This window comes from Ralstonia pickettii (genome assembly GCF_030582395.1).
Classification (GTDB): Bacteria; Pseudomonadota; Gammaproteobacteria; order Burkholderiales; family Burkholderiaceae; genus Ralstonia; species Ralstonia pickettii_D.
This window is the reverse complement of sequence record NZ_CP104382.1, coordinates 721,907-745,096: the sequence shown is the minus strand read 5'-3', so window position 1 is coordinate 745,096 and position 23,190 is coordinate 721,907. Positions and strand designations below refer to the sequence as shown.

The 23,190-nt window shown below is 62.1% G+C and carries 22 protein-coding genes; 11 read left to right on the top strand and 11 right to left on the bottom strand.

Annotation, left to right across the window (positions count from 1 at the left end):
* The first annotated feature begins 2 nt into the window (after positions 1 to 2).
* Positions 3 to 2,630: a magnesium-translocating P-type ATPase gene (gene mgtA, locus N5B55_RS20075; RefSeq protein WP_304541631.1), complete on the top strand. Its 2,628-nt coding sequence runs from the start codon at positions 3 to 5 to the stop codon at positions 2,628 to 2,630.
* A 28-nt stretch (positions 2,631 to 2,658) separates the two neighbouring features.
* Here mgtA and N5B55_RS20070 read toward each other — a convergent pair whose 3' ends face one another.
* From N5B55_RS20070 to N5B55_RS20050, 5 genes are all read right to left on the bottom strand, one after another.
* Positions 2,659 to 3,309: a phosphoribosyltransferase gene (locus N5B55_RS20070; protein WP_065855259.1), complete on the bottom strand. Its 651-nt coding sequence runs from the start codon at positions 3,307 to 3,309 to the stop codon at positions 2,659 to 2,661.
* Positions 3,310 to 3,313: 4 nt separating this feature from the next.
* Positions 3,314 to 3,997 carry a dienelactone hydrolase family protein gene (locus N5B55_RS20065; protein ID WP_065855257.1) on the bottom strand — a complete coding sequence of 228 codons (684 nt, stop codon included), beginning with the start codon at positions 3,995 to 3,997 and terminating at the stop codon, positions 3,314 to 3,316.
* Between the two features lie 34 nt (positions 3,998 to 4,031).
* Entirely contained in the window at positions 4,032 to 4,496 is a 465-nt protein-coding gene (locus N5B55_RS20060; RefSeq protein ID WP_065855255.1) for a CBS domain-containing protein, read from the bottom strand.
* A 22-nt stretch (positions 4,497 to 4,518) separates the two neighbouring features.
* Positions 4,519 to 5,007 (bottom strand): hypothetical protein, encoded by a 489-nt coding sequence (locus N5B55_RS20055; protein WP_154205898.1) that lies wholly within the window; start codon positions 5,005 to 5,007, stop codon positions 4,519 to 4,521.
* Between the two features lie 186 nt (positions 5,008 to 5,193).
* Positions 5,194 to 6,741: a bifunctional aminoglycoside phosphotransferase/ATP-binding protein gene (locus N5B55_RS20050; protein ID WP_369812454.1), complete on the bottom strand. Its 1,548-nt coding sequence runs from the start codon at positions 6,739 to 6,741 to the stop codon at positions 5,194 to 5,196.
* Positions 6,742 to 6,868: 127 nt separating this feature from the next.
* Here N5B55_RS20050 and N5B55_RS20045 point away from each other — a divergent pair, with 127 nt between their 5' ends.
* Genes N5B55_RS20045 through phbB form a run of 4 tightly spaced genes read left to right on the top strand, consistent with a single transcriptional unit; the run spans position 6,869 to position 9,882 of the window.
* Positions 6,869 to 7,906: a zinc-dependent alcohol dehydrogenase family protein gene (locus N5B55_RS20045; RefSeq protein WP_304541622.1), complete on the top strand. Its 1,038-nt coding sequence runs from the start codon at positions 6,869 to 6,871 to the stop codon at positions 7,904 to 7,906.
* A 46-nt stretch (positions 7,907 to 7,952) separates the two neighbouring features.
* The gene (locus N5B55_RS20040) at positions 7,953 to 8,606 is read left to right on the top strand and encodes a nitroreductase family protein (protein ID WP_304541616.1); all 654 of its coding nucleotides are present in this window, start codon (positions 7,953 to 7,955) and stop codon (positions 8,604 to 8,606) included.
* Positions 8,607 to 8,614: 8 nt separating this feature from the next.
* Complete coding sequence (locus N5B55_RS20035) at positions 8,615 to 9,127, top strand: hypothetical protein (RefSeq protein WP_304541609.1); 513 nt, start codon at positions 8,615 to 8,617, stop codon at positions 9,125 to 9,127.
* An 8-nt stretch (positions 9,128 to 9,135) separates the two neighbouring features.
* Positions 9,136 to 9,882 (top strand): acetoacetyl-CoA reductase, encoded by a 747-nt coding sequence (phbB, locus tag N5B55_RS20030; protein WP_304541739.1) that lies wholly within the window; start codon positions 9,136 to 9,138, stop codon positions 9,880 to 9,882.
* Positions 9,883 to 10,072: 190 nt separating this feature from the next.
* On the opposite strand, the gene ftsH is transcribed toward phbB, so the two are convergent.
* The 3 genes from ftsH to N5B55_RS20015 form a co-directional block, all read right to left on the bottom strand.
* Positions 10,073 to 12,010: an ATP-dependent zinc metalloprotease FtsH gene (gene ftsH / locus N5B55_RS20025; protein ID WP_304541737.1), complete on the bottom strand. Its 1,938-nt coding sequence runs from the start codon at positions 12,008 to 12,010 to the stop codon at positions 10,073 to 10,075.
* A 153-nt stretch (positions 12,011 to 12,163) separates the two neighbouring features.
* Positions 12,164 to 12,385 carry a hypothetical protein gene (locus N5B55_RS20020; protein ID WP_304541607.1) on the bottom strand — a complete coding sequence of 74 codons (222 nt, stop codon included), beginning with the start codon at positions 12,383 to 12,385 and terminating at the stop codon, positions 12,164 to 12,166.
* A 14-nt stretch (positions 12,386 to 12,399) separates the two neighbouring features.
* A complete protein-coding gene (locus N5B55_RS20015; RefSeq protein ID WP_065855238.1) occupies positions 12,400 to 12,906 on the bottom strand; it encodes a lecithin retinol acyltransferase family protein in 507 nt (168 codons plus the stop codon).
* A gap of 338 nt (positions 12,907 to 13,244) precedes the next feature.
* Here N5B55_RS20015 and N5B55_RS20010 point away from each other — a divergent pair, with 338 nt between their 5' ends.
* The 6 genes from N5B55_RS20010 (at position 13,245) to N5B55_RS19985 (ending at position 20,164) form a co-directional block, all read left to right on the top strand.
* Entirely contained in the window at positions 13,245 to 13,667 is a 423-nt protein-coding gene (locus N5B55_RS20010; protein ID WP_065855237.1) for an Hsp20/alpha crystallin family protein, read from the top strand.
* Between the two features lie 17 nt (positions 13,668 to 13,684).
* Positions 13,685 to 15,049: an MBL fold metallo-hydrolase RNA specificity domain-containing protein gene (locus N5B55_RS20005; protein WP_304541595.1), complete on the top strand. Its 1,365-nt coding sequence runs from the start codon at positions 13,685 to 13,687 to the stop codon at positions 15,047 to 15,049.
* The gene (locus tag N5B55_RS20000) at positions 15,046 to 15,987 is read left to right on the top strand and encodes a ribose-phosphate pyrophosphokinase (RefSeq protein ID WP_304541593.1); all 942 of its coding nucleotides are present in this window, start codon (positions 15,046 to 15,048) and stop codon (positions 15,985 to 15,987) included. The genes N5B55_RS20005 and N5B55_RS20000 overlap by 4 nt, the downstream gene beginning before the upstream one ends.
* Before the next feature lie 29 nt (positions 15,988 to 16,016).
* A complete protein-coding gene (locus N5B55_RS19995) occupies positions 16,017 to 16,295 on the top strand; it encodes a DUF1488 domain-containing protein (protein ID WP_304541588.1) in 279 nt (92 codons plus the stop codon).
* Positions 16,296 to 16,305: 10 nt separating this feature from the next.
* Positions 16,306 to 17,853, top strand: coding sequence for a thymidine phosphorylase family protein (locus N5B55_RS19990; RefSeq protein ID WP_304541582.1), 1,548 nt, complete (start codon positions 16,306 to 16,308; stop codon positions 17,851 to 17,853).
* 739 nt (positions 17,854 to 18,592) lie between these two features.
* A complete protein-coding gene (locus tag N5B55_RS19985; protein ID WP_304541576.1) occupies positions 18,593 to 20,164 on the top strand; it encodes a sensor histidine kinase in 1,572 nt (523 codons plus the stop codon).
* Between the two features lie 69 nt (positions 20,165 to 20,233).
* Here N5B55_RS19985 and N5B55_RS19980 read toward each other — a convergent pair whose 3' ends face one another.
* The 3 genes from N5B55_RS19980 to N5B55_RS19970 form a co-directional block, all read right to left on the bottom strand.
* Positions 20,234 to 20,920, bottom strand: coding sequence for a hypothetical protein (locus N5B55_RS19980; protein WP_304541570.1), 687 nt, complete (start codon positions 20,918 to 20,920; stop codon positions 20,234 to 20,236).
* Entirely contained in the window at positions 20,917 to 21,498 is a 582-nt protein-coding gene (locus N5B55_RS19975; RefSeq protein ID WP_304541567.1) for a hypothetical protein, read from the bottom strand. The genes N5B55_RS19980 and N5B55_RS19975 overlap by 4 nt, the downstream gene beginning before the upstream one ends.
* Before the next feature lie 240 nt (positions 21,499 to 21,738).
* Positions 21,739 to 22,128 carry a hypothetical protein gene (locus N5B55_RS19970; protein ID WP_304541565.1) on the bottom strand — a complete coding sequence of 130 codons (390 nt, stop codon included), beginning with the start codon at positions 22,126 to 22,128 and terminating at the stop codon, positions 21,739 to 21,741.
* Between the last annotated feature and the right edge of the window lie 1,062 nt (positions 22,129 to 23,190).

Here is a 23,190-nt window from a genome sequence, read left to right as displayed (position 1 = left end):
CGATGCGTGGCAAGCCAAGCTGGCACACGCTGCCCACCGGGTTGTCACCGCAGTTGCCGGTCGACGATCTCTCGATCTGGTCAACGCTTGCCTCCGACGATGTGCTCGAGCGGCTTGGAACCCGAACGAGCGGGCTGACTCAAGAGGATGCTGCGCAGCGCCTGCGTGAACACGGGCTCAACCGCGTGGCCAACGGTCATCATGAAGGTGTGCTGGCCGAACTGTTTCGGCGTTCGATCAATCCGCTGAATCTGCTGCTCATTTCACTGGCGGGCATCTCTTCAATACTGGGCGATGTGCGGGCCGCTGTGCTGATCGCCGTCATGGTGGTATTGAGCGTTGTGCTGGGCTTCCTTCAGGAACATCGCTCCAACCGCGCGGCGGAGGCACTGCGCCGCATGGTGCATACGACGGCGACAGTCAGACGCATCGCCCCAGACGGCACCGAGACAAGCGAGGAAGTCCCCATCGAGCAACTGGTGCCGGGCGATATCGTCCAGCTGTCCGCCGGCGACATGGTGCCGGCGGACTTAAGACTGCTCGGCGCCAAGGATGTGTTCGTCAACCAGTCGGCCCTGACCGGCGAGGCCATGCCGCAGGAGAAGCATGCGGAGGCCTCCAACATCCACGCTGCGGCAGATTTCGATCGGTCGAACATGTGCTTCATGGGCAGCGCCGTGGTGAGCGGCTACGCGACGGGCGTGGTCCTGACCACCGGACGCCGGACGGCGTTCGGCCATGTGGCCAACCTGATTGCCGCACAACGGGTGCAGACCAGCTTTGATCGCGGCATCACGCGGTTCACCTGGCTGATGCTCACGCTGATCCTGGTAATGGCGCCCACCGTTTTCGTCATCAACGGCCTGACCAAGGGCAACTGGTTCGAGGCGCTGTTGTTTGCGGTGGCCGTGGCCGTTGGCCTGACGCCCGAGATGCTGCCGATGATCGTGACGGTCAACCTGGCCAAGGGCGCGATTGCCATGTCGCGCAAGAAGGTCATCGTCAAGCGGCTCAACGCGATCCAGAATTTCGGTGCGATGGATGTGCTGTGCACCGACAAGACCGGCACGCTGACGCAAGACCGCATCATCCTCAAGCACCACCTGGATTTGCGTGGGGAAGAGTCTGACCAGGTGTTGGAGTATGCGTTTCTGAACAGTTTCTATCAGTCGGGCCTGAAGAATCTGCTGGACGTGGCCGTGCTCAAGCACGTGGAGCTGGAGCAGCGGCTGGACGTGCATGCCCGTTTCCAGAAGATCGATGAGCTGCCGTTTGACTTCGAGCGGCGCCGCATGTCGGTGGTGCTGGCGCGGGACGACGGAACGCACGTGCTGATCTGCAAGGGCGCTGTGGAAGAAGTGCTGGCAGTCAGTACACGTTACGTCAGCGGTGACAACACGGGCTTGCTCGGCGCAACCCAACTGCAAGATACGCGGCAACTGGCTGAAGGCCTGAACGCCGACGGCTTTCGGGCCGTCGCTGTCGCCTACAAGGAGATGCCGTGCGAGCAAAGCCAGTACGCCGTAGCGGACGAGTCCGGGTTGACGTTGCTGGGGTTTATTGCCTTTCTCGACCCACCGCGTGATACGGCTGCACCTGCCATTGCCGCATTGAAGGCCAGCGGCGTGGCGGTCAAGATCCTGACCGGGGACAACGCCATCGTTGCGCGCAAGATCTGTCGCGAAGTCGGCCTCGCTACCGAGCCGGTGGCGCTTGGCACTGAATTGGCCACGATGACGCCCGACGAGATGGCCGACATGGCCGAGCGTGCGTCAATCTTTGCCAAGGTGTCCCCGGCGCAGAAGGCGGCGATTATCGAGGCGCTGCACCGCAGGGGCCACGTTGTCGGCTTCATGGGAGACGGCATCAACGATGGGCCGGCGCTCAAGGCCGCGGATGTCGGCATCTCCGTGGACAGCGCGGTCGATATTGCCAAGGAATCGGCCGACATCATCCTGCTGGAGAAAAGCCTGGCCGTGCTGGGCGAGGGCGTGACGGAAGGGCGCAAGGTGTTTGGCAACATCGTCAAGTACATCAAGATGGGCGCCAGCTCGAACTTCGGCAACATGTTCAGCGTGCTGGGCGCCAGCCTGTTCTTGCCTTTTCTGCCGATGGCACCTGTGCAGGTGCTGCTCAACAATCTGCTCTACGACTTCTCGCAAACCGCCATTCCGACCGACAACGTGGACGACGATTACCTCGTCAAGCCACGACGGTGGGAAATTGGCAGCATCCTGAAGTTCATGCTGTACATGGGGCCCGTCAGTTCGTTGTTTGACTTCGCGACGTATGCGCTGCTGCTGGGCGTGTTCCACACGTGGGCCAATCCTGCGCTCTTCCAGTCGGGGTGGTTTGTTGAATCACTGCTTACGCAGACACTCATCATCCATATCATCCGCACGGCCAAGGTGCCGTTTGTGCAAAGCCGGGCGAGCAACGCGCTGGTGCTGACGAGCATCGCCATTGCCTGCGTGGGCGTTGCCATGCCATTGACACCGGCCGGAGCACTGTTCGGCTTTGTACCGCTGCCGGCAGCCTACTGGCCCTGCCTGGTCGCGATCGTGTTGGCCTATGGGCTGTCCGCCTACGTGATGAAGGCGTGGTACGTGCGCAGGTACGGTCTGGATTGAGCACGAGCGTGGCGCAGCTGCAGCAGTGTCAGCCAGCCTGGCGTTCGCTGTGGGGCGCAGCGTCCAACGCGGCACGAACCTCGGCATCCTCCACCTGAGGAAAGTCGGCGTAGTACATGCCGACGGCATGGAACCCCTGGGGCGCATAGAGGCAGACGACTTCATCGGCCAGCGGGCGAATTTCGTCCAGGCTGTCCGGTGCCGCCACAGGCACCGCGCAGACGAGACGCTGTGGATGGCGCTGCCGAATGGCGTGGAGTGCCGCCTTCATGGAAGCCCCAGTCGCCAGCCCATCGTCAACGACGATCACGACGCGTCCTTCTACGTCATAGGGGCCGCGGTTTGGGGTGTAAAGCGCACGGCGCCGGCGGATGACGTTCATCTGCTCGGCGCTTTCCTGTTCAAGGTATGTTGCGTCTGCGCCGATGCGCCCCGCGTAGGGTGCGAAGTACGTCCAGCCGCCTTCTTCCACAGAGCCGACCGCCAGCTCGGGGTTGAACGGCGCACCCAGCTTGCGCACCAGCACCACATCGAGCTGACCGCCGAGTGCGTTAGCGATGAGCGCGCCCATGGGAACCGCGCCACGCGGGATGGCCAACACCAAGGGGTGCCTGCCCCGATACGTTTCCAGCGCCTGCGCCAGCATGCGCGCTGCTTCGAATCGATCTTTGAATCGCACGGCGCTACCTCGCATGTCGGTGGAGTTGGGCGGTGGCACCCAGATGGCGGGCAAACCACGCGCGCGCCAGCTCGGCAACATGTTCCAGCGCACCGGCCTCTTCAAAAAGGTGCGTTGCGCGAGGCACCGTCTCCAGTGCCTTCTCGCAATGCATCAGGCTCAGCGCTTTCCGGTTGAGTTCGAGCACGTTTAGATCGGCAGCGCCGACGATGAGCAGGGTCGGGCAAGCGAGGTTGATCAGCGCAGATTGGCCGGCAAGATCCGGGCGACCGCCGCGGCTGACGACTGCTTCGATGGGGTGGGCTTCGTTCGGTTCGGCGGCCGCCAGGATCGCAGCCGCGGCTCCTGTGCTCGCACCGAAGTAGCCGAGCCGCAACCCGCGTTCACGCGCGGTGCTGCCTGCCGCGTGTGTGGCGGCATGCAGCCGCTGCGCCAAAAGCCCGATGTCGAACCGGCACGATGCGTGTGACGCTTCTTCGGCGCTCAATAGATCAAATAGCAGCGTGCCGAGGCCTGCCGCGTGCAGCTGATCGGCAACATACCGGTTGCGCGGGCTGAGGCGCGAACTTCCGCTGCCATGCGCAAAGATCACCAGACCGGTGGCGTTGCCGGGGCAGGTTAGCGTGCCTTCCAGCACGGCTTCGTCGACCACGATGTCCATGCTGAGAGTGAGCGGCTCGGCATTCATGGGAGAAGTCTTCCGAAGTGGCGTGGCAGCCGGCTCACACGCTCAGCGGGGGCTGCACGCTGCCCGTCGTCTCGCGCTCCCGTTCGTTGTGGACGAGGCGGGCGATCAGGCTCCATTCGGTTGCCATTGCACCCAGCACATCGTCGAGAGACAGCACGCCCACAAGCGCGCCGTCCGATGTCACACCGACGCGCCGGACGCCAGACGCGAGCATGTCCTGCAGCGCGTCGCTCAAGCTTGCATCGAGCGGGACGCTCAAGATGCCTCGGCTCATCACATCGGCCACACAGGTCTGGGAAGGATTCACACCAACGGCGACTGCGTCAAGCACCATGTCGCGATCCGTGACGACGCCAATAGCGCGGGGCCCCGACGCGGTGTTTTCCGTTACCACCAGCGCACCGACATGCTTCTTGCGCATCTGCTGCGCAGCTTCCTGCAGCGTGCACGAGAGCGGAATATGGACTGCATGGTGCGAATAGACGTCCTGAACTCGCATGATTGGCTCCTTTGCGCATGGATCAGGCGGCCTGTTCAGCCTTTGTTCTTGCGTGCCGTGCCGGTACGTTCTGCTTCGCCTCGGAGTCTGGCAAGGCCATGAGGTTGAAACTGTCGAAAAACGCCTTGAGTGAATCCGAGGACGCCGCAAACAACTGAGAGGAAGAAGTCAGCCCTTCCGGTTGCTGCATCTGGTGGGTCCACTCAGTCAATCGACGCAAATAGGCGGCCTGCAGCTTGTTCGTGAACTCGGCCCACGTCTTGAGCGCGGTCGCACTGTGGCTTGATTCCATCTTCATGAACAGGCTTTGCGCAGTGGCCAGCGATGTCCAATCATGCGTGCCACTCAGTTCATGTTCGAGTTCACGCACATCTTCCAGCGCAGCCTCGGCCAGCTTGAGGCGGAAATGGGCCAGGTCGATTTGCGCCTCGAGCATGAAGCTGGCTGTGCGGCTCATGTCTCGCGTGACGGCGCACGCCAGGTTGCATGCCATATCAGCAGGTTGTTGCATGGTGATCTCCGGTGGGGTCTTGGCGGGTATGAGGGGCGGGGCCGCCGAATGGGGTATCCATAAGCAGCGTAGGCACTCTGCCGTTGTGCGCGTTGATATGGCGCAAACTGGTGGCCGCGCATGAAACTTCAGTGCTCCCGTGGCCCGCTTTCCGACAATTTCTTGCCTAGGCCGGCCACGGCGAAATCATTGCTTTCTGCTTCTGATGTAACGCACCACATCCAGCAATTCGCTCGGGACGACATGTGCCTGCTCTTCCGAGTTGAGCGGCTGTTGTGTGGCGATCTGGCCCTCCAGCACGTGCAAGTCAGCCTCGGATGCGTCGATCCCGCGCCGCATGCGCCGGCGGATACGCATACGCAACGTGTCGACGTCGGCAACGCAGTCCGCGATGGCGACCGCCACGCCCAGTCGCCGGCCCAGTGCGAAGAAACGGTCGCGCTGCCGCTCGGACAGGAAAGTGGCATCGGCGATCATCGGAAAACCTGCTGTCGCACCCAGCTTGCAGATGGCGGCCATACGCCGATAGGTTCGTTCGATTGCACGCGGCAAGTAGCGGTCAACCGGGGCATGACTGACGCGCTGGCGCTCGACATCGGAGCGCACGCGGATCATTCCTTCTGCTTCTGCAAGCTGGCATGCACGGGTGGATTTTCCGCTACCGGACAGGCCATGCATCAGAAGAAGGCAAGCGTCGTTTCGGCGGAGCAATTCCTGGGACAGCTCCAGCATGCGGTGGGCCTCGCCGCGCAGCTTGGCAGCGAGCTCGGGGGCTTCGCCCAACTGATGGGCGCGTTCCAGATGCACCCGGGCGCGTACAAGTGCGCGCATCGATGCGTAGAACGGCAGTACCGCCAGCCCCGCATAGTCACCATAGCGTTCAAGATAGCGGTTGAGCAGCCGATATGCCAGCCCATGGAGCCCCGCGGCGTGCAGATCCATGAACAGGAAGGCGGTGTCGTACATGGTGTCGATCCACCGAAGCGACGGCGAGAATTCGAGACAGTCGAACGGCGTCGGCAGACCATTCATCAGCACGATGTTGCCCAGGTGCAGATCACCGTGGCACTCGCGGATATGGCGGCTGCGCCGGCGTGACGCGAATGTCGCTTCAAGGCGATCGGCGTGCTGACAAAGCAGCAATGTCGTGGCCGCCGCAAGATGTGGCTCAGGACTGAGGGCAGTGGTGCCCGCTGCGCATTCGGCAAGCGTGCGCCGAATGCTCGCGTAGGTTCCATCGTCCGAGCTGGGGGTGCGGACGGGTGTGGCTGCGTGGAACGCCGCGATCCGGTCGGCCAGCGCGTCGATCTCATCCGCACCAAGTCGCCCCTCATGCGCCATTGCGCTCAGTACATCTCGTTGAGCAAACCGGCGCATGCGGACCGCGTACTCGCAAGGCGAACCTTGCCCGTTGACGCGGACGGCGCCCGTGGCCGTGTCTTGCGAAATGGGCACCACGCCAAGGTATAGCGCAGGCGCAAGGCGGCGGTTGAGGCGGCACTCCTCTTCGCAGTCGATCCGCCGCGCCTGGAGCGTTGAAAAATCGACGAAGTCCAGCTTGATCGGCTTGCGCACCTTGTACGCATATTCTCCGGCAAGGAAGACCCACGACAGATGGGTTTCGATCATCTGAAGATCTGCAGCGGGGTGCGGATACGCTGCCGCCTCAAGCATGCCAGTGACCAAGGCTTCCGTTGGGGGCGTGCGTGGAAGAGTGGGCGCGTGTTCGGCCATACGCGGGTTCTGCCTCCTGACATTGGTCGCTACTATCGCGCGGCTGTCGCCATGCGCACTGACGTAGATCAACGTCTACACAGGGCGGTTGCCTAGCATGTAGTCATCGTCTTCATTGGTGACTTCCATGAAAGCTCTCGTCTACCAAGGGCCCGGCAAGATCACGCTGGCCGACAAACCGAAACCTGAATTGCAGGCACCTGGCGACGCTGTGGTGCGCGTGACGCTGACAACGATCTGCGGCACCGATCTGCACATCATCAAGGGGGACGTGCCCACATGCGAGCCGGGGCGCACCCTTGGTCATGAAGGCGTAGGCGTAGTGGAGTCCGTCGGCGCGGCCGTGACGTCGCTCAAGCCGGGTGACCACGTGCTGATTTCCTGCATTTCGTCTTGCGGCAAGTGTGCGAATTGCCGGCGCGGCATGTACTCGCACTGCGAGACGGGTGGCTGGATCCTGGGCCATCGCATCGACGGCGTGCAAGCCGAATACGTCCGCATTCCGCATGCGGAGACCAGCCTCTACAAGCTGCCGCCGGGCGTCGATGAAGAGGCGCTCGTCATGCTGTCAGACATCTTCCCGACCGGATTCGAATGCGGTGTGCTCAATGGCCGCGTGCAGCCGGGCAACAGCGTGGCGATTGTCGGCGCGGGCCCCATCGGGCTGGCCTCGTTGCTGACGGCGCAGTTCTACTCGCCGGCGCAGATCATCATGATCGACACGAACGCGGCGCGGCTGGAAGTGGCGAACCGGCTGGGCGCGACGGCCTGCATCGACGTCTCCAGTGAAGACGCCGTAGCCGCCGTGAAGCGGTTGACGGATGGCGTGGGTGTCGATTGCGCGATCGAGGCGGTGGGCGTGCCTGCAACGTTCGAACTCTGCCAGCAACTGGTGGCGCCCGGTGGTGTCATTGCGAACATCGGTGTGCATGGCGTGAAGGCAGACCTGCATCTGGAAACCTTGTGGAGCCAGAACATCGCCATCACAACCCGGCTGGTGGACACTGTGAGTACGCCGATGCTCCTCAAAACGGTGCGGGCAGGGAAGCTGCAGCCGGGGCAGCTCATTACGCATCGGTTCAGGCTCGATGACATCCTCACCGCTTACGACACGTTCCGCAACGCCGCGAAGACGCAGGCGCTCAAGGTGATCATCTCCGCCTAGGCGGCGATGTACGGCCGATGGATTTCAGTCTTGTGAGGTGAACGCCATGAGCGAGGCCATGCTCCTGTCTTATGACCCTGTGCAACATCTATTGCCGCCGCCCACGTCCCACCCTGCACCGGCCACCATTGCCCTGGCGCCGCCGCTGTTGACTGGCGGTAGCACGTTGGCTGCGGCGCTGGCCAAGCGGAAAAGCGTCCGGGAATTCGCGCCTACGCCGCTATCGCTGCAGCAACTGAGCGACTTGCTATGGGCTGCAAACGGCATCAACCGCCCTGAAACAGGCGGGCGCACCGCGCCTTCAGCGCATGGCCTGAACGAGATCGACATCTACGTCGCCCTGCCGGAAGGCGTTTACGAATACGAGCCCGTGCCGCACCGTTTGCGTCTCAAGCACGCGGTGGATGCGCGCAACCTTACCGGGTATCAGGACTTTGTTGGCAAGGCGCCGCTGGATCTGGTGTATGTGGTGAACCATGCGCGTGCAGACCAGATGCCCGAAGCCGTGCGCGAAACCTTTGCCGGCGTCGCCGCGGGAGCAATCTCTCAGAACGTGTCGCTGTACTGTGCCTCCGCCGGGCTGGGGTGTGTGGTGCGTGGCTGGCTGAACCAGCGTCTTCTGGCGGAGGCCCTGTCGCTCAATGAAGACGAGATCCCGGTCCTGGCACAGACCGTCGGCCATGCAGCCGCCGTGCGATGAGGTGAGAGATGAGCCTCGTATGTCGTCTGGTCCTCCAATGCAGCCTCCTCGCCGGCTTCGCTCTGGCTGCCAGCACCTACGCTGGCGCAATTGGGCCGGACGCGGCGGCGGCGCCGGAAGTCCGCTTCCAGAACGACATCGCCTATGTATCAGGCGGTGTCGGGAGCGATGAGCGCGACACCATGCAGAAGATGGCACGTCGTTTCAACGTACGTCTGAACGTGGTGTCGGCCAGAAGCGGAGAGGCGCTGTCGGATGTGGAGGTTTCCGTTGCGGATGACCGCGGCAAGCTCCGTTTGCGCGTGCGCACGGAGGGGCCGCTGCTGTATATGCGATTGCCTCGGGGGCGCTACCAGGTCACGGCCGCGTATCGGGGAGCGATGCAGACCCTGACCATTCGCGCGGGCGCGCAGCCGGTTGATGCTGTAGTGCGGTTGCGCACCGAACCCGGCGCAGACGAGTGGCTTTTGTGCAAGCGGGGCTGCCCTCGCGCGGCTACGCGTCCGGTGACAGCGCGATGAGGCCATCCATGACAACACAACGCATTGCACTGATCACCGGGGGCATGGGCGGCCTTGGCGAGGCCATTGCAATCCGTCTGAACGCGCAGGGTCATCGGGTTGTGGTCACCCATTCCTTTGGCAATCCGCATGTGACCGCCTGGGTGGCGCAACAACATGCCCAGGGGCGCCTGTTTCAGACGTTCGCGGTGGATGTGGCTGACTACGACGCTTGCCAGCGATGTGCATCCGAGGTGCTTTCGCTCGTGGGTCCGGTTGACATCCTGGTGAACAACGCCGGCATCACGCGGGATATGACCTTCAAGCGCATGACGCTGGATGCCTGGCGGAACGTTTTGGCCACCGATCTCGACTCGGTGTTCAACATGACGAAGCCGCTATACGAAGGCATGACCGAGCGCGGTTGGGGCCGCATCATCAATATCTCGTCGGTCAACGGATCCCGAGGGGCATTCGGGCAGACGAACTATGCAGCGGCCAAGGCCGGCATACACGGGTTCACCAAGGCGCTGGCCCTCGAGTGCGCCGCAAAGGGCGTGACCGTCAACACGATTTCGCCGGGCTATCTTGCTACGCGAATGACGCGCGATATTCCCAGCGACATCATGCAGGAGCGCATTCTTCCGCAAATCCCGGTAGGCCGACTTGGCCGGCCCGAGGAAGTGGCTGCCCTGGTGGCCTTCCTGTGCGGCGAGGACGCTGCCTACGTCACCGGTGCCAACCTGGCTGTGAACGGCGGCTTGTACATGCAATAGGACATGTGCAAGCCGACACCGCCTCGAGGCTATGACGAGCGGTTGCCGCGCGCTTCCATGAGCGTTCGCTCCACGTGCTGCGCGAGCTAGTGGTTTGCATCCGGGGTCAGTGCTCTTGGCGTGATGTTGGCGAGCGTGGATTCGGATGCCAACGTTCGTGCATTGAGTCGCGTGTATCGGGCTCAAGCAGCTAACGTGGCCCATGCGCGGGCAGCGGCCCCGCAGCGTCAGCGGGAGAGTCTGCATCTGCCTTCGGCGGCGGCATCGGGGTCACATTGCCAGTCAGGATCATGTCGAGGTCGTGACGGTCAACCACTTCCTTGTCCAGCAGCATGCGCGACAGCGCTTCCAGTTTGGAGCGCTGACCCTCCAGCGTGGCGGTGACGCGCGCGCTGGCATCGGACAACACCTTGCGCACTTCCGCATCAATCAACTGCGCTGTGTCCTCGCTATATTCCTTGCGCTCGCGCTGCATCAGGCCGGCACCGGCGAGGAGCGGGTTGGGCGTCTGCTCGTAGGTGGCCAGGCCGAGTTGTTCGCTCATGCCGAACTGGGTGATCATCTGCCGGGCCATGTCAGTGGCGCGTTGCAAGTCGTTCTGTGCACCGGTCGATACGTCGTGGTAGACGATCTGCTCGGCAACGTAACCGCCCAGCAGCACGTCGAGCCGATCCAGCAATTCACTGTGCTTGAGGAGGTAGCGGTCCTCCGTTGGAGTCTGTTGCGTGTAGCCCAGGGCGGCGATACCTCTTGGAATGATGGAAACCTTGGAAACGCGATCGGCCAGCAGGCGGTGCTCGGCCACGATGGCATGACCTGCTTCGTGGTACGCGATCGTCTCCTTTTCCCTGGCGTTCATCACGCGGTTCTTTTTCTCCAGGCCACCCACAATGCGGTCCAGCGCCTCGTCAAAGTCTGCGGTTTCCACAGCGGATTTACCTTTGCGTGCGGCAAGGAGCGCCGCCTCGTTGATCAGGTTGGCCAGGTCGGCCCCGGCAAAACCCGGCGTGCGAGCGGCGATCTTGCCCAAGTCGACATCGGCCCCCAGCGTGACGTTCCTGGCGTGGACCTTGAGGATCTGCTCTCGTCCCTTGAGATCCGGCCGGTCGAGGGCGACATGACGATCAAAGCGGCCGGGACGAAGCAGGGCAGGGTCCAGGATTTCGGGCCGGTTGGTCGCGGCCATGATGATGACGCCCTTGTTGCTGTCAAAGCCGTCCATCTCGACCAGAAGCTGGTTCAGCGTTTGCTCGCGCTCTTCATTGCCGCCGACGAGATTGAACGCACGCGTTTTGCCCAAGGCGTCGAGTTCGTCAATGAAGATGATGCACGGCGCCATGGATTCAGCCTGGCTGAATAGATCCCGCACGCGCGCCGCACCGACACCAACGAACATCTCGACAAACTCCGACCCGCTCATGCTGAAGAAAGGCACGCCTGCTTCGCCGGCAACTGCCTTGGCAAGCAGGGTCTTGCCCGTACCAGGCGCACCCACGAGCAACACGCCCTTGGGGATCCTGCCGCCCAGAAGCTGGTACCGCAGCGGCTCTTTCAGAAAACTGACGATTTCCGACAGCTCTTCCTTGGCTTCGTCGATGCCGGCTACGTCCGCGAAGGTGACACCGGTTTCCTTCTGCATGTAGACCTTTGCCTTGCTCTTGCCGATTTCCATCAGCCCTCCGGCTGCGGCCCCACTCATGCGCCGGATCAAGAAGTTCCAAACCGCGAAGAACAGGAGCGCAGGCACGACCCACGACAGGAGCGTGCTCAACCATTTGTTGTCCGGCCGACCGACAAAGCGCACCTTTGCCGCCTCCAGCTCCTGAACAAGAGCCGGGTCATTCACGCGAAGGGTCTGGAAAGGGTGGTCGCCCTTGCCGGTGCGGTGGATGGCATCGACCTGCTGCTGCGTCAGCAATGCCTCGACGCCGTCCGTCGAGAAGGTGCCGGTGATGTCTTGGTCGCCAATAGCAACGTCCTTGATCTTGCCCGCATGCAGGAGGAGCTTGAAATCGCTATAGGGGAGCGTGTCGACCTGCTCCGACATGAACAGCGCTTGGAACGCCAGCATGCTCAACGCGACGATGACGGCGTACCAAAGCGAAAACCTCTGTTGTTGTGGCTTCAAACTCTCTTTCACTTTTTCACCTTCGCATGGTCGCGCGTGAACCAACGTCCCGATCGAACTTCGATGTTCGTGCTTGGGCCGGAAAGACGCTTGATGCGGATCAATCGGCCCGTAAGACGGTGTGGCCGTCAAGGAATACGACTTGCGTTGCCGCTATGGACGGCGTGCGTTCGATGGCGGAAACAGCCTCCAGCAACCCGCCCGATGGCGGAAGAACAGGATGGCAAGTGGCCCGGCGGATGTCGTCAATTCCGCCTGCACGCAGCCGCAATCAACGCCGGGACAATGCAGGCGCGTGATTCGCAGATGTGGTGTGTCGCTCAGGCCGAACCACTTGGCAATCAGCGCACGCAACGATGTATCGGCTTGGGGCATGGTGCTCTCCAGCTTCATACGGCCTGAGCCTGAGCCTGTGGCTGCGCGGTACGCCATTCGGACGAAAGTACCAGCAGCATCAGCTTCAGTAGCAGGCGCGCAGCCCGCGCGGGGCTCTTCAGGCACGCCTCCACCTGTGCGCTGCGGCATTCTCCAAACAAGCACCACGAACAGAAGTGCTCGCAGTTGTTGGTCAGCAGTCGATAGTCGCGTTCTCCCAGGCGGGAGCCGGCTCGGCGGGCAACTTCCTCACCGTCGTAGCAGGGGCGGGGCTCGCGCTGGATGGTCACCGAAAAGCCGCATGCAAAGCAGCCAATGGAGATGCGCTCGACCGGCCCGCGGCGCTGACGGTGCGAGAAGCCGGCGTAGTGAATCACCTGCCCGTTGCCGACATAGATGCCGTGGTGTTCGTACCCATCGCGGTCCGCGACAAGGTGTGCGCCAACGGGAAGCGCAGTGTCGAAAGCGGCAAGATCCTGCGAGCCACTCCATTGGTCGCTGCAGTCAATGTTCTGGCTCATGGCGCGCTCCGTTGTACTGGCTGGGCGTTGTCGGGCTCTGGGGGCGATCCGACAAGACGCCGCGTTGCTTGCTGGCGTGTCACCAGTATCGGCAGCAGGCGCGCCGGCGTCATGCAGGCTGAACTGAGAATGCTGTCGGGGCCGCGGGTTTCCGTGTCAGGAAAGCCTGACACGGCGGCCGGCACCTCAGAAGCGATGTGCCGGGTACGAATCGCACGACGCCTGCGCGGCGGCCACTGTGCGCCCCCGTTGATCTACCGCAAGGCGCTTCGGTGCCACCGTGCCACGATGAATCTGCTGGCCCCAAGATCCACGGGGCCGATCATCAGGAGGCAGTCATGAGTCAACTCAAGCGTTATGACCCGTTCGCCATTGAGCCGGTTGGCGACATCTTCCAAGGGCTGCTGCGCTCGTTCCGCGGCGGCATGGACGGCGCGCTGCCGTTCAAGGTGGACGTGACGGAGTCCGACAAGGCCTACAACGTTGTCGCAGAAATCCCGGGCGCGAAGAAGGAAGACATCGACGTGACGGTCGATCGGGGCACGGTCATGATCTCGGCCAAGGTCGAACGCAATTCAGAGGTGAAAGAAGGCGAACGCATCATCCGCAGTGAGCGCTACAGCGGATCCATGCAGCGCATGTTTACGCTCGATGCCGCAGTCGATGAAAGCAAGGTCGACGCCTCGTACGAGAACGGGCTGCTGCGCGTAACGCTGCCCAAGAAGGAAGCGTCACCGCAGCAGCGCGTCACGATTCGCTGAGCGCCGGGGGCGATGGGATGCGGCTGCAATTTCTCGGCGCGACCGACACGGTGACCGGCTCCAAGTACGTGCTTGAGACCGGCGCGCGCCGCGTCATGGTCGACTGCGGGCTGTTTCAGGGCTACAAGTCATTGCGCTTGCGGAACTGGGACAAGCTTGCAGTCAACGCGCACCACATCGATGCGGTCGTACTGACGCATGCCCATATCGACCACAGCGGCTACCTGCCGCTACTCGCGCGTAACGGGTTTCACGGCCCGGTCTATTGCACGAAAGGGACGGCGGAACTGTGCAACATCCTCCTGCCTGACAGCGCCCGGCTCGCGCAGGAGGATGCGCAGTACGCCAACGCCCAGGGGTTTTCGCGCCATCATCCCGCCTTGCCTCTCTACGATGAAAAGGACGCCGACAGGGCGCTACGCCGGCTGCATCCTGTCGGCTATGGCGAGCGCTTTGCCGTTGCGGAGGGCGTGGATGCAGAGTTCCACCGTGCAGGGCACATCATCGGTGCGGCGACAGCCACATTGCTGGCCGAGGGCCGTCGCGTTGTCTTTTCCGGCGATCTGGGGCGGCAGGTGGATCCCGTCATGCGGCCACCCGAGCCCATCGCGCAGGCCGATACGCTGCTGGTCGAATCCACCTATGGCGATCGCGTGCACCCTGCGGGCGACCCGCTCGATGCGCTCCAGGAGGTTGTGCAGCGGACGATCGGGCAGGGCGGCACGCTCCTGATTCCCGCATTTGCGGTGGGGCGCACGCAATCGCTCTTGTATTGCCTCTACGTGTTGATTCGCGAACATCGGATCCCCCATGTGCCGATCTATCTCGACAGCCCGATGGCCGAACTGGCGACCGAGGTGTTTGCGCGCCATGTTGACGACCTGCATATCGGGGCTGCCGACTGCCAGGCCGCTTGTGCGTTGGCCGTTCCGGTGCAGAGCCCGGAACAGTCGATGCACCTCGGGAACGATCGCGCGCCCAAGATCATTCTTGCTGCAAGCGGCATGGCAACCGGCGGGCGGGTGCTGCATCACCTGAAAAGCTTTGGTGGCGGAAAGCGCAATGCCATCCTGATGTCGGGGTTCCAGGCCGCCGGCACGCGGGGTGCCGCCCTGCTGGCTGGTCAACGCGCACTACGCGTGCATGGACGTGAAGTGCCCATCCGCGCGTCGGTTGAGCAGATTCAAAATCTGTCCGCCCATGCCGATGCCAATGAACTGATGACCTGGCTGCGCGGCTTCACCCGGCCGCCGCGGCAGACCTTCATCGTGCACGGCGAGCCGGCGGCCAGCGACGCCCTGCGGCAGCGCATCGAGCATGAACTGCAGTGGCCAGTCCGCATGCCGGAGTACCGCCAGTCCTACGATCTGGAGGCCGCATGACTGCTCCAGCCGTTGGTCTGGGACCGCAGCGCGTGCTGATTGCCATGCCGGGTTGTGAGGGCGCCACCATGCGACTTGCCACCCCGCTGAGCGCAGAACTGGGGCATGCCGCCGTGACGCATTTTCCGGATGGTGAATCCTACGTGCGGCTTTACACGCCTGTGCACGGCGCCGACGTTGCCCTTGTCTGCACGCTCGATCACCCCGACGAGAAGCTGTTGCCACTGCTCTGGCTGGCGATTGCCGCGCGCAAGCGCGGGGCGCGACGTGTTGGCCTGATTGCGCCGTATCTGGCGTATATGCGACAGGACGTCGTCTTCAACGCGGGCGAGATTCGCGCCGCCGAACACTTTGCCGCCTTGCTGAACCCCGCGTTCGACTGGCTTGTCACGGTAGACCCGCATCTGCATCGCATTGCGCACCTGTCGGATGTCTATCGCATGCCGACGATCGCTGTGGAAGCCGCGCCTGCGATTGCCGCATGGATCCTGACCCATGTCCAGGCGCCGTTCCTGATCGGTCCCGACGTTGAAAGCAGGCAGTGGGTCGAGCATATCGCCGGCATCTGCGAAGCCCCTTGGGCCACACTGGTCAAGACGCGACACAGCGCGTGGCATGTGGAAGTGGCGGAATTGCCGAACATTCCACCGGGGTGTGCGCCCGTCGTGGTGGACGACATCATCTCGACCGGGCGCACGATGCTCACCGCAGCGGGCGCGTTGCAGCGCAATGGGCAACCGCAGCCAGTTTGCATCGGGGTGCACGCCGTATTTGCCTCGGATGCGTACAGCCAGCTTTGTGCGGCCAGCGCCGAGGTGGTCACGTGCGACACCATCCCGCATCCCTCAAACCGGATCGCGCTGACAGAGCCGCTGGTCGACGCCGTTTCGCACATGTTCGATTCATCCCTGCCTTCGAGCCGGCAGATGCTTGTTTGATCAGGGCGCATTCGTATCTGGAGGCCATCATGAAACAGATCAGGTTCCTGCCTGACGACCCAACGTACTGCGCAGCGGGGCCGCGTCTGCAATGCCGCGCGTCAGTCGATGGCAGCTCCGCAAGCTATGCAATCACGGCGGAGGCCCTGGAGGACCATTTCGGTGCGCGTTCCTGCCGGTCGGACGATCTGCTCAGTGCATTCAAAGTGCACCGCGGTGATATCGAGGACGTTGCACGCACGCTGTTCGAGCAAACGGGCTCCAAGGAAATCACGCTACACAGCGGTCACTTCCGTTTTGCTGGCTGACGTGCCCGTCATGAGCACCGTCTCCGGGCCTTCTGTTGACGCACCCATTGCGTCGCAGCGGTGCCTCACGTTCAAGGCGCTTGGCATCGACACCTGGCAAGAACATGTCATCTACATGCATCCAGACAGCGCGATCTGCCGGTCGGAAGGCTTTGCCGCGCAGGCCCGTGTGGAAGTCCAGATCGGGCAGCGGTCGCTGATTGCCACGCTGAACCTGGTGGGATCCGGGCTGCTGGAAAAGTATGAGGTGAGCCTGTCAGCCAGCGCGGTGGTTTCGTTGATGGCGCGACCCGGGGATGAAGTCTGCGTCAGGCATGCGCCGTCGCTTGAATCGCTGCGAGCCTTGCGGGCCAAGATCTACGGCGGGCATCTGGACGCAAAGCAACTTCAAGAGATCATTGCTGACATCTCGCACGAGCGCTATGCCGATGTCCATATCGCAGCATTCCTGAGCGCTTGCGCAGCCGGCCGCATGACCATCAAGGAGACCATCGACCTCACCCAAGCGATGGTCGACTCCGGCGAGCGGCTGCAGTGGGACCGCGCAGTCGTGGCAGACAAGCACTGCGTAGGGGGTCTGCCGGGCAATCGCACCAGCCCCATCGTTGTTGCCATCTGCGCGGCGGCGGGGCTGCTGCTACCCAAAACGTCATCACGCGCCATCACCTCGCCAGCGGGCACCGCAGACATGATGGAAACGCTCACCCGCGTCAACTTGAGTGCCGCGGAACTGCGAAGCGTGGTGGGGCAGGTCGGGGCATCGCTCGCCTGGGGCGGGGCCTTGAGCCTCAGCCCCGCAGACGACGTTTTGATTCGCGTTGAAAGAGCACTCGATGTCGACAGCGATGCACAGCTTGTGGCCTCTATTCTCTCCAAGAAGATCGCAGCCGGGTCGACCCACGTGCTGATCGACGTGCCTGTCGGTCCGACGGCCAAAGTGCGCAACATCGAAGACCTGGAGCGCCTGGATATGCTGCTCAAGCGCGTGGCCCAGGCGTTTGGGATGCAGGTGCTGATGGTGCGCACAGACGGCGCACAGCCCGTTGGCCGCGGTATCGGCCCCGCATTGGAAGCAAGAGATGTTCTGGCTGTGCTGCAGCGGTCCCCGACGGCGCCGTTCGATTTGCGGGAACGGTCTGTATTGCTCGCCGGTGCATTACTCGAATTTTGCGGGGCCGCTGTTGCCGGAACAGGCCTCGATATGGCGACCGGCTTGCTGGATAGCGGTGCTGCATGGCGGAAGTTCGAAGCGATTTGCGAGGCGCAGGGCGGCTTGCGCATACCCGGAGAAGCCGTCTTCCGTCGCGATGTCGTTGCCGAGCAAAACGGCATCGTCGTCCACATCGACAACCGCCACCTTGCCCGCATCGCAAAGCTTGCGGGTGCACCAATGCGCCAAGTCGCGGGGGTGGAAATGCACGTGCGGGTGCGGGATCAGGTGAGCGTTGGGCAGCCGCTGTTCACGATCCACGCGCAAGCCTCGGGAGAGCTCGAGTATTCGTGGGCATATGCGTTGACGCATGCTGCGGTGGGGCTTTCGCCACTGGGCGCGGGCTGAAGAAGGCCAGGTTTCTGCCCGTTCACCCAAGCCACCATGTCATTTTTACCGTCGCCTGTGCGCCGCGTTTGTACACAAACATGTATCTAAACAAATACATTTGATCTCGGCACTGGTCCAATAGCGTGGGAGTGCGCTTTCGCCAAGGCTTGAAGGGGATCCCTCTTTCTCCGGGCTGCCTTTATTTTTGGGCGTGGACGGTGCCTGGGCAGGAAAATTGCGCCTCTGCACGCATGACATGCAAATTCACGCCGAACATGCCCTTTGCCCGGGACCAGCGATCGGGCCCGCCGAACGCCGCCAATATCAGGTCATCCGACCGTTTTCTCGAATGCGCACAGGAATGCGAACGCTTGGCGTTGTCTGAGCGCGTGTCACCTCGCATCGCCGCTGTGGCGCGCGAGTGCAGCCATTTTTGCTACATGGCAGCCGCCCTGCAGGGCGCTGAAGCCGAACACTCCTCGTATTTCATCTATCGCAGTTGCATGGACCATTGCGCTGGGCTGGCGAATGCCTGTGCGAGTATGGGCGGGGCGGCGCAGTGTGCCCGGCTCTGCTGCGAGTGCGAGGCGCTTTGCCATGAGCGCTGTGGGCGTGTCGGTCTGTAAAGCATGTGCCGAATGCCTTCGCCAGAGAAGGCCCCTTCTGACGTTGCTCCGGCAATAAAGGGTGCGGCTGCGTTTACAACGCCCTACAATGCCTTGGCTGGCAACCTGCCGGCTTCCACTTGGCGGCTCCAATGCAACTGGCCTACGGCGTATTAGAGGTCCTTCCTGAACCGTATATCGTCGTAGACGAGCGGCTCTCTATCGTTTTCGCGAATACGGCTGCGCGTGACACGCTCTTGCTGCCGCTTCACGAGGGGCTCGCGCTCGATCTGCAGGTGGAGACGCTTGTCGATGCCGTTTCGGACGTCATTCAGCGCGAGTCGCCGCAAACGATTGAATTCGTTTGCGGCAGCGGGATCCGCTTGCGCGCGGAAATCCTTCCTGAAGACCAGAGAGCCACGCCACGCCGGGCGATTCTTCGTTTCCATCCCGTTACCGGGCCCGCCGAGCGACCCAGTGGCAGGGCGCACGACGGCTTTCAAGACGAGGCGATGCTGCGCATGGCGGTTGAAGCCGCTGAGATCGGCACGTTTTATTGTCCGATGCCGCTGCACAAGATCGTCTGGAATGCCAAGTGCAAAGAGCATTTCTGGCTCCCGGCCGATGCCGAGGTCGATATCGGCGTGTTTTATGCCCGACTGCACCCTGACGACGTTGCACATACGCGCGAGGCGGTGGAGGCGGCGGTGTATCGCGCCATGCCTTACGACATTGAATACCGGACGCTGTCACCATCGGGCGATGTACGGTGGCTGCGCGCGATGGGCCGCACAAGGTATTCCCAATCGGGCGAGCCGATTCAGTTTGACGGAATAACGATCGACATCACCAAGCAGAAATTGGTGGAAAAGGAGCGGGACCGGCTCCTGGAGCACGAGCGGCTTTGCCGGCAGGAGGCGCAAACTGCCAGCTCGCTCAAGGACGCATTGATCGCAACGGTTTCGCATGAGCTCCGCACGCCGCTGAATGCAATCAAAGCGTGGACCGAGGTGCTGGCTGCGAAAGCGACCGACCCCAAGGCCGTTATGGGATGCGTCGAGGTGTTGCATCGAAACATCGATGCGCAGGCCCGGCTCGTCGATGACCTGCTGGATGTCAATCGAGCAGCGACCAACAAACTGGTCATTGAACGAGAGCCGCTGCGGATCGAGAACATTGTCTCGGCAGAGGTCCAAAGCTGGACGCCGATTGCGCAACGCAGGCAGATCGACCTGCGCTATAGGCTGGAGGCTGGCGGCCCCGTAATGGGTGACGCAATGCGTCTGCGGCAGATCATCTCCAATGTGCTCAGCAACGCAATGCGCTACACGCCAGCAGGCGGGCACATCGATGTTGCAGTCACCGTGGACAAGCCGCGCGTGAAAGTCGCAGTGTCCGACAGTGGTAAGGGCATTCCGCCGGAGAAACTTGAAACTATTTTCGAGCCGTTTGCACAGTTGGGCGCGTCGCGTCCCAGTGATCATGGCGGGCTGGGTCTCGGGCTCGCCATCGCGCGCAAGCTCGCCACGCTGCACGGCGGTACGTTGACGGCGACAAGCGCCGGCGAAGGGAAGGGCGCCACATTTACGCTGGCGCTGCCGCTACAGGCGGTCACAGCTTCGACGATCGGTACGGTCGAAGCCGGCCCCGACAACCGTCTGGAAGACGTGCCGGTTGCCGCAGCGCTGCTGGCCGCACCGCTTGCCGCTGTATCGGTGCCGTGATGTTCATGAAAAAAACCTTCGGCCCGCAGGCCGAAGGTGTGGCGCCTGGTCGATGCGCAATGATTTAAATCAAAGGCGAGCCGACATGTACTGTTCCCGGACGGCCAGCCCGGCGTACGGAAGGTTGCTGGCAGTCACGACCGCAAGGTAATCGGCGAATCGATACTGCAAGCGCGCTGTCTGCAGTGGCGACTCGCTCAACGCCTCTGGTGATGCATCCCCCACCGTCGACGTTGGCATACCGAGCACATTGCGCAACGCGTATGCCGCGCCGTTCCAGGCCGCGGTTGTGTCGCTTGCACTCATACCGCGGCGGTAGACGTCCATACCGATCAGGCGGCCGCCTGGACCGAAGCTGAGCCACAACTCGCTCACGGGCGGACCGGCCAGACCGAGCTTATTGGCATCGACACCACGGCAGCGAAGATAGCTGTAGCCGTGCTTGACCTCATCGCACGCAATGCCATTTTCACGCGCCCAGCGGACCGCCTCCTCGGCTGTGGTTCGATCCAGCACGAACCCGCCCGGAACAGGTCGCGCCGGCGCGGAGCGATCCGCGCGCAAGTGCGCCAGCCCGCTTGAACGTAGAGCGCTGACTTGTTCAGCCGTGGTCTGGTCGACGGGGCAGGGGACGCCAAGCATCGCCAGCACGGGGCGGGCCGCCTTCAAATGCATGGCCCCGACAAGCCCGATCGCAACCGCAAGCACTGCAACACTGGTGACGGCGTAGCGTTGCAGTCGGCGTCGCGGGTTCATTGGCAGTTCTGGGCAGTGTTAGGGCCCAGGTACTTAGGCATGGACGACACGATGGACGTCTTGAGACCGGTGAGCACGGGAGCGACACGAGCGATGTAGCCGTCCGGAACGCCATCGGCCTTCAGGACAGCCGCGGCATCGGTGATGAACTGGTCGAACACGCAGCCTGGGATGCCGATGTCCGAGTGTGCCGTCGCCATGTCCTCACACATGACGGTGCCGCCGTCCGCCGAGACTTTTCCTGGATAACTGAACGGGCCACCAAAGAGCGCCTTGAACTGCAGGTTCAGGCATGCCTTCAGGCGCCCGACCGTATCGTGCCCAGGTTGGCCGATGTTGGCGAAGTACGGTGCTTCCTTGGGGTCTGCAAGCAAACCGGACACCGCATCGTCGACCACTTTTGAAATGGCTGCCGGTGCGCTGGCGTCTCCGCCAAGCCCCGCCCACATGTCGGCGTTTTGCGGAAACTGTGCGGTTGCCGCCGTCGACGCCATCGTCGTGGGTGTGTCGTCACCGCCTCCGCATGCACTCAGCGTCGCAGTGGTCAGCGTCAAAACCAATAGCAGTGCTCGCTTCATCGTCAATCTCCTTTGTCCGGATATGGATCGCGCACTGCGTGGCCTGCCTCAAGTGCTACGCAGCGCTGCCTTGATATACGGAACTCATGCGAGATCGGATGCAGGGCGGAACGCCCAAACCGGACAGAACATTGCGGGAGCGCACGACAATTTCCAACGCACTTTCAACTCGCAGCAGTGCGCCAGGTAGGCGTTGCTCAACAAGAATGGGCGATCGACGTAGGGCAGTCTAATGCTGCATCAGCGGTCTTCTGGTACCACATGGCCAACTACCCGACCATTGGCGATCAAGTCGTATGAAGCGCGCCCGGATGGCATGTCTCCATCTGCATCGACGAGGTCGTGCTTGGCCAAGTTGACCGTGTGCAACTGGCCGTTCTCGTCGCAGTAGAAAAAATCCGAGGGCGGTTCGCAATCGAAATCATCCAGATCGAACGTTCGGCTGATTGCAGCTTTCGTTGTCGGCCAAAGCTTCCTCGTTCCGTCCTTGAGCACGCGCACCTCGAAGAACCGAGACCCGTGCAGTTCGTCGATGTGGGCTTGCTGCTCCCGAATGCGTTGACAGGCCGCCTTGTACGCCGCGTCAATACCCCGGGTTTTCAAAATTGTGTCGATGGTGGGAGTCGCCATGGAGCTTCTTGCTATTTGCTTCGACATTTAAAACTGGTTCGCTCGCCAGTATTGGGGCGATTGCACAGCAAGGGCAGTCCGAGAATACGGAGCGCGGGGGTTTGAATGGTCAGGTGGTGACGACGAACGCGCTCGTTCATTTGACGCGTAATTTGTGTTATGTAAAATAACATAAGACGACTCTGCAAAGGCGTCAAACAAGGCTTGGGCGCAAGAGCGACCCATCTTCCATGAAAAGAACGCAAACGTGGTTTGCGTCAGCGACGTACGCGGTTTGACTCCCCGGGTCGCGCGACCTTGATGCGGTAGACACGACTGATGCATGTCCTCACAAGGCTCGGCTCTGCTCCTCGACGGCCATAGAAAACCAGCGTTCCGCGATTGCTCGACCCTCGCGCATGCCGGCGGATATCGCTGCGTCAAAGGAATCAAAGTCAGCGGATATATGGTGGAACCGCTGCATCTTCGGATATGCCGTGCCCCCCTCCTTCGGAGCGCAGACGAACCCGGTGTATGCATACCTGAACTCGGAGCCACGGCCGAGCACGGCTAGAACATGTATAGAGCAGCCCTTGAAATGCTGAATTGACCAACCTTGCATGACGTTCCCCGCACGCTATCCCCTGGTAGGCATTTTGTGCATGGGCGTCTTACAAATCAACAAGGGGGCGCTTAATCCACATCTGTGACAATTTAATGTCAGAAAAAAGTCAGCTGATGGGGAGTAACGTCGGAAAAAGAAAAGCGCAGCAACCAAGCTGCGCTACAAGACGATGCGGGAGACGTGGAGAGATAAAGCGAGATTGCATCGTCACAGGCAAGAGTACAGGCCAAGCCCGTGACGATCCATAGATTGATGTTAATAAAATTGAATTCTGTTGTTATGCAAATCGAAGCGCCTCGTTGTCATACCTTTGAAACCTTTTCAAATGACAAAAGGCGCTGCGTGCTCGCGTTCAGTTCTCCCAGGGCCTGATGTGTTTCAGGCCGAGCCGAGTCGCAGCCATGGCATCTGACCGGCGGAGCGGCTTGTAGAACAGAAAACCAGGCCGCAAGGGCTGA

What these genes read in the sequence shown, in the direction of transcription:
- N5B55_RS20045 (WP_304541622.1), top strand. Translation starts at nt 6,869, where the DNA reads ATGAAAGCTCTCGTCTACCAAGGGCCCGGCAAGATCACGCTGGCCGAC.
- N5B55_RS19990 (WP_304541582.1), top strand. Translation starts at nt 16,306, where the DNA reads ATGAGCACCGTCTCCGGGCCTTCTGTTGACGCACCCATTGCGTCGCAG.
- N5B55_RS19970 (WP_304541565.1), bottom strand. Translation starts at nt 22,128, where the DNA reads ATGGCGACTCCCACCATCGACACAATTTTGAAAACCCGGGGTATTGAC.
- N5B55_RS19980 (WP_304541570.1), bottom strand. Translation starts at nt 20,920, where the DNA reads ATGAACCCGCGACGCCGACTGCAACGCTACGCCGTCACCAGTGTTGCA.
- N5B55_RS20065 (WP_065855257.1), bottom strand. Translation starts at nt 3,997, where the DNA reads ATGAATGCCGAGCCGCTCACTCTCAGCATGGACATCGTGGTCGACGAA.
- N5B55_RS20020 (WP_304541607.1), bottom strand. Translation starts at nt 12,385, where the DNA reads ATGCCCCAAGCCGATACATCGTTGCGTGCGCTGATTGCCAAGTGGTTC.
- N5B55_RS19975 (WP_304541567.1), bottom strand. Translation starts at nt 21,498, where the DNA reads ATGAAGCGAGCACTGCTATTGGTTTTGACGCTGACCACTGCGACGCTG.
- N5B55_RS20005 (WP_304541595.1), top strand. Translation starts at nt 13,685, where the DNA reads ATGCGGCTGCAATTTCTCGGCGCGACCGACACGGTGACCGGCTCCAAG.
- N5B55_RS20055 (WP_154205898.1), bottom strand. Translation starts at nt 5,007, where the DNA reads ATGCAACAACCTGCTGATATGGCATGCAACCTGGCGTGCGCCGTCACG.
- N5B55_RS19995 (WP_304541588.1), top strand. Translation starts at nt 16,017, where the DNA reads ATGAAACAGATCAGGTTCCTGCCTGACGACCCAACGTACTGCGCAGCG.
- N5B55_RS20010 (WP_065855237.1), top strand. Translation starts at nt 13,245, where the DNA reads ATGAGTCAACTCAAGCGTTATGACCCGTTCGCCATTGAGCCGGTTGGC.
- N5B55_RS20035 (WP_304541609.1), top strand. Translation starts at nt 8,615, where the DNA reads ATGAGCCTCGTATGTCGTCTGGTCCTCCAATGCAGCCTCCTCGCCGGC.
- N5B55_RS20000 (WP_304541593.1), top strand. Translation starts at nt 15,046, where the DNA reads ATGACTGCTCCAGCCGTTGGTCTGGGACCGCAGCGCGTGCTGATTGCC.
- N5B55_RS20015 (WP_065855238.1), bottom strand. Translation starts at nt 12,906, where the DNA reads ATGAGCCAGAACATTGACTGCAGCGACCAATGGAGTGGCTCGCAGGAT.
- N5B55_RS20060 (WP_065855255.1), bottom strand. Translation starts at nt 4,496, where the DNA reads ATGCGAGTTCAGGACGTCTATTCGCACCATGCAGTCCATATTCCGCTC.
- mgtA (WP_304541631.1), top strand. Translation starts at nt 3, where the DNA reads ATGCGTGGCAAGCCAAGCTGGCACACGCTGCCCACCGGGTTGTCACCG.
- N5B55_RS19985 (WP_304541576.1), top strand. Translation starts at nt 18,593, where the DNA reads ATGCAACTGGCCTACGGCGTATTAGAGGTCCTTCCTGAACCGTATATC.
- N5B55_RS20050 (WP_369812454.1), bottom strand. Translation starts at nt 6,741, where the DNA reads ATGGCCGAACACGCGCCCACTCTTCCACGCACGCCCCCAACGGAAGCC.
- phbB (WP_304541739.1), top strand. Translation starts at nt 9,136, where the DNA reads ATGACAACACAACGCATTGCACTGATCACCGGGGGCATGGGCGGCCTT.
- N5B55_RS20040 (WP_304541616.1), top strand. Translation starts at nt 7,953, where the DNA reads ATGAGCGAGGCCATGCTCCTGTCTTATGACCCTGTGCAACATCTATTG.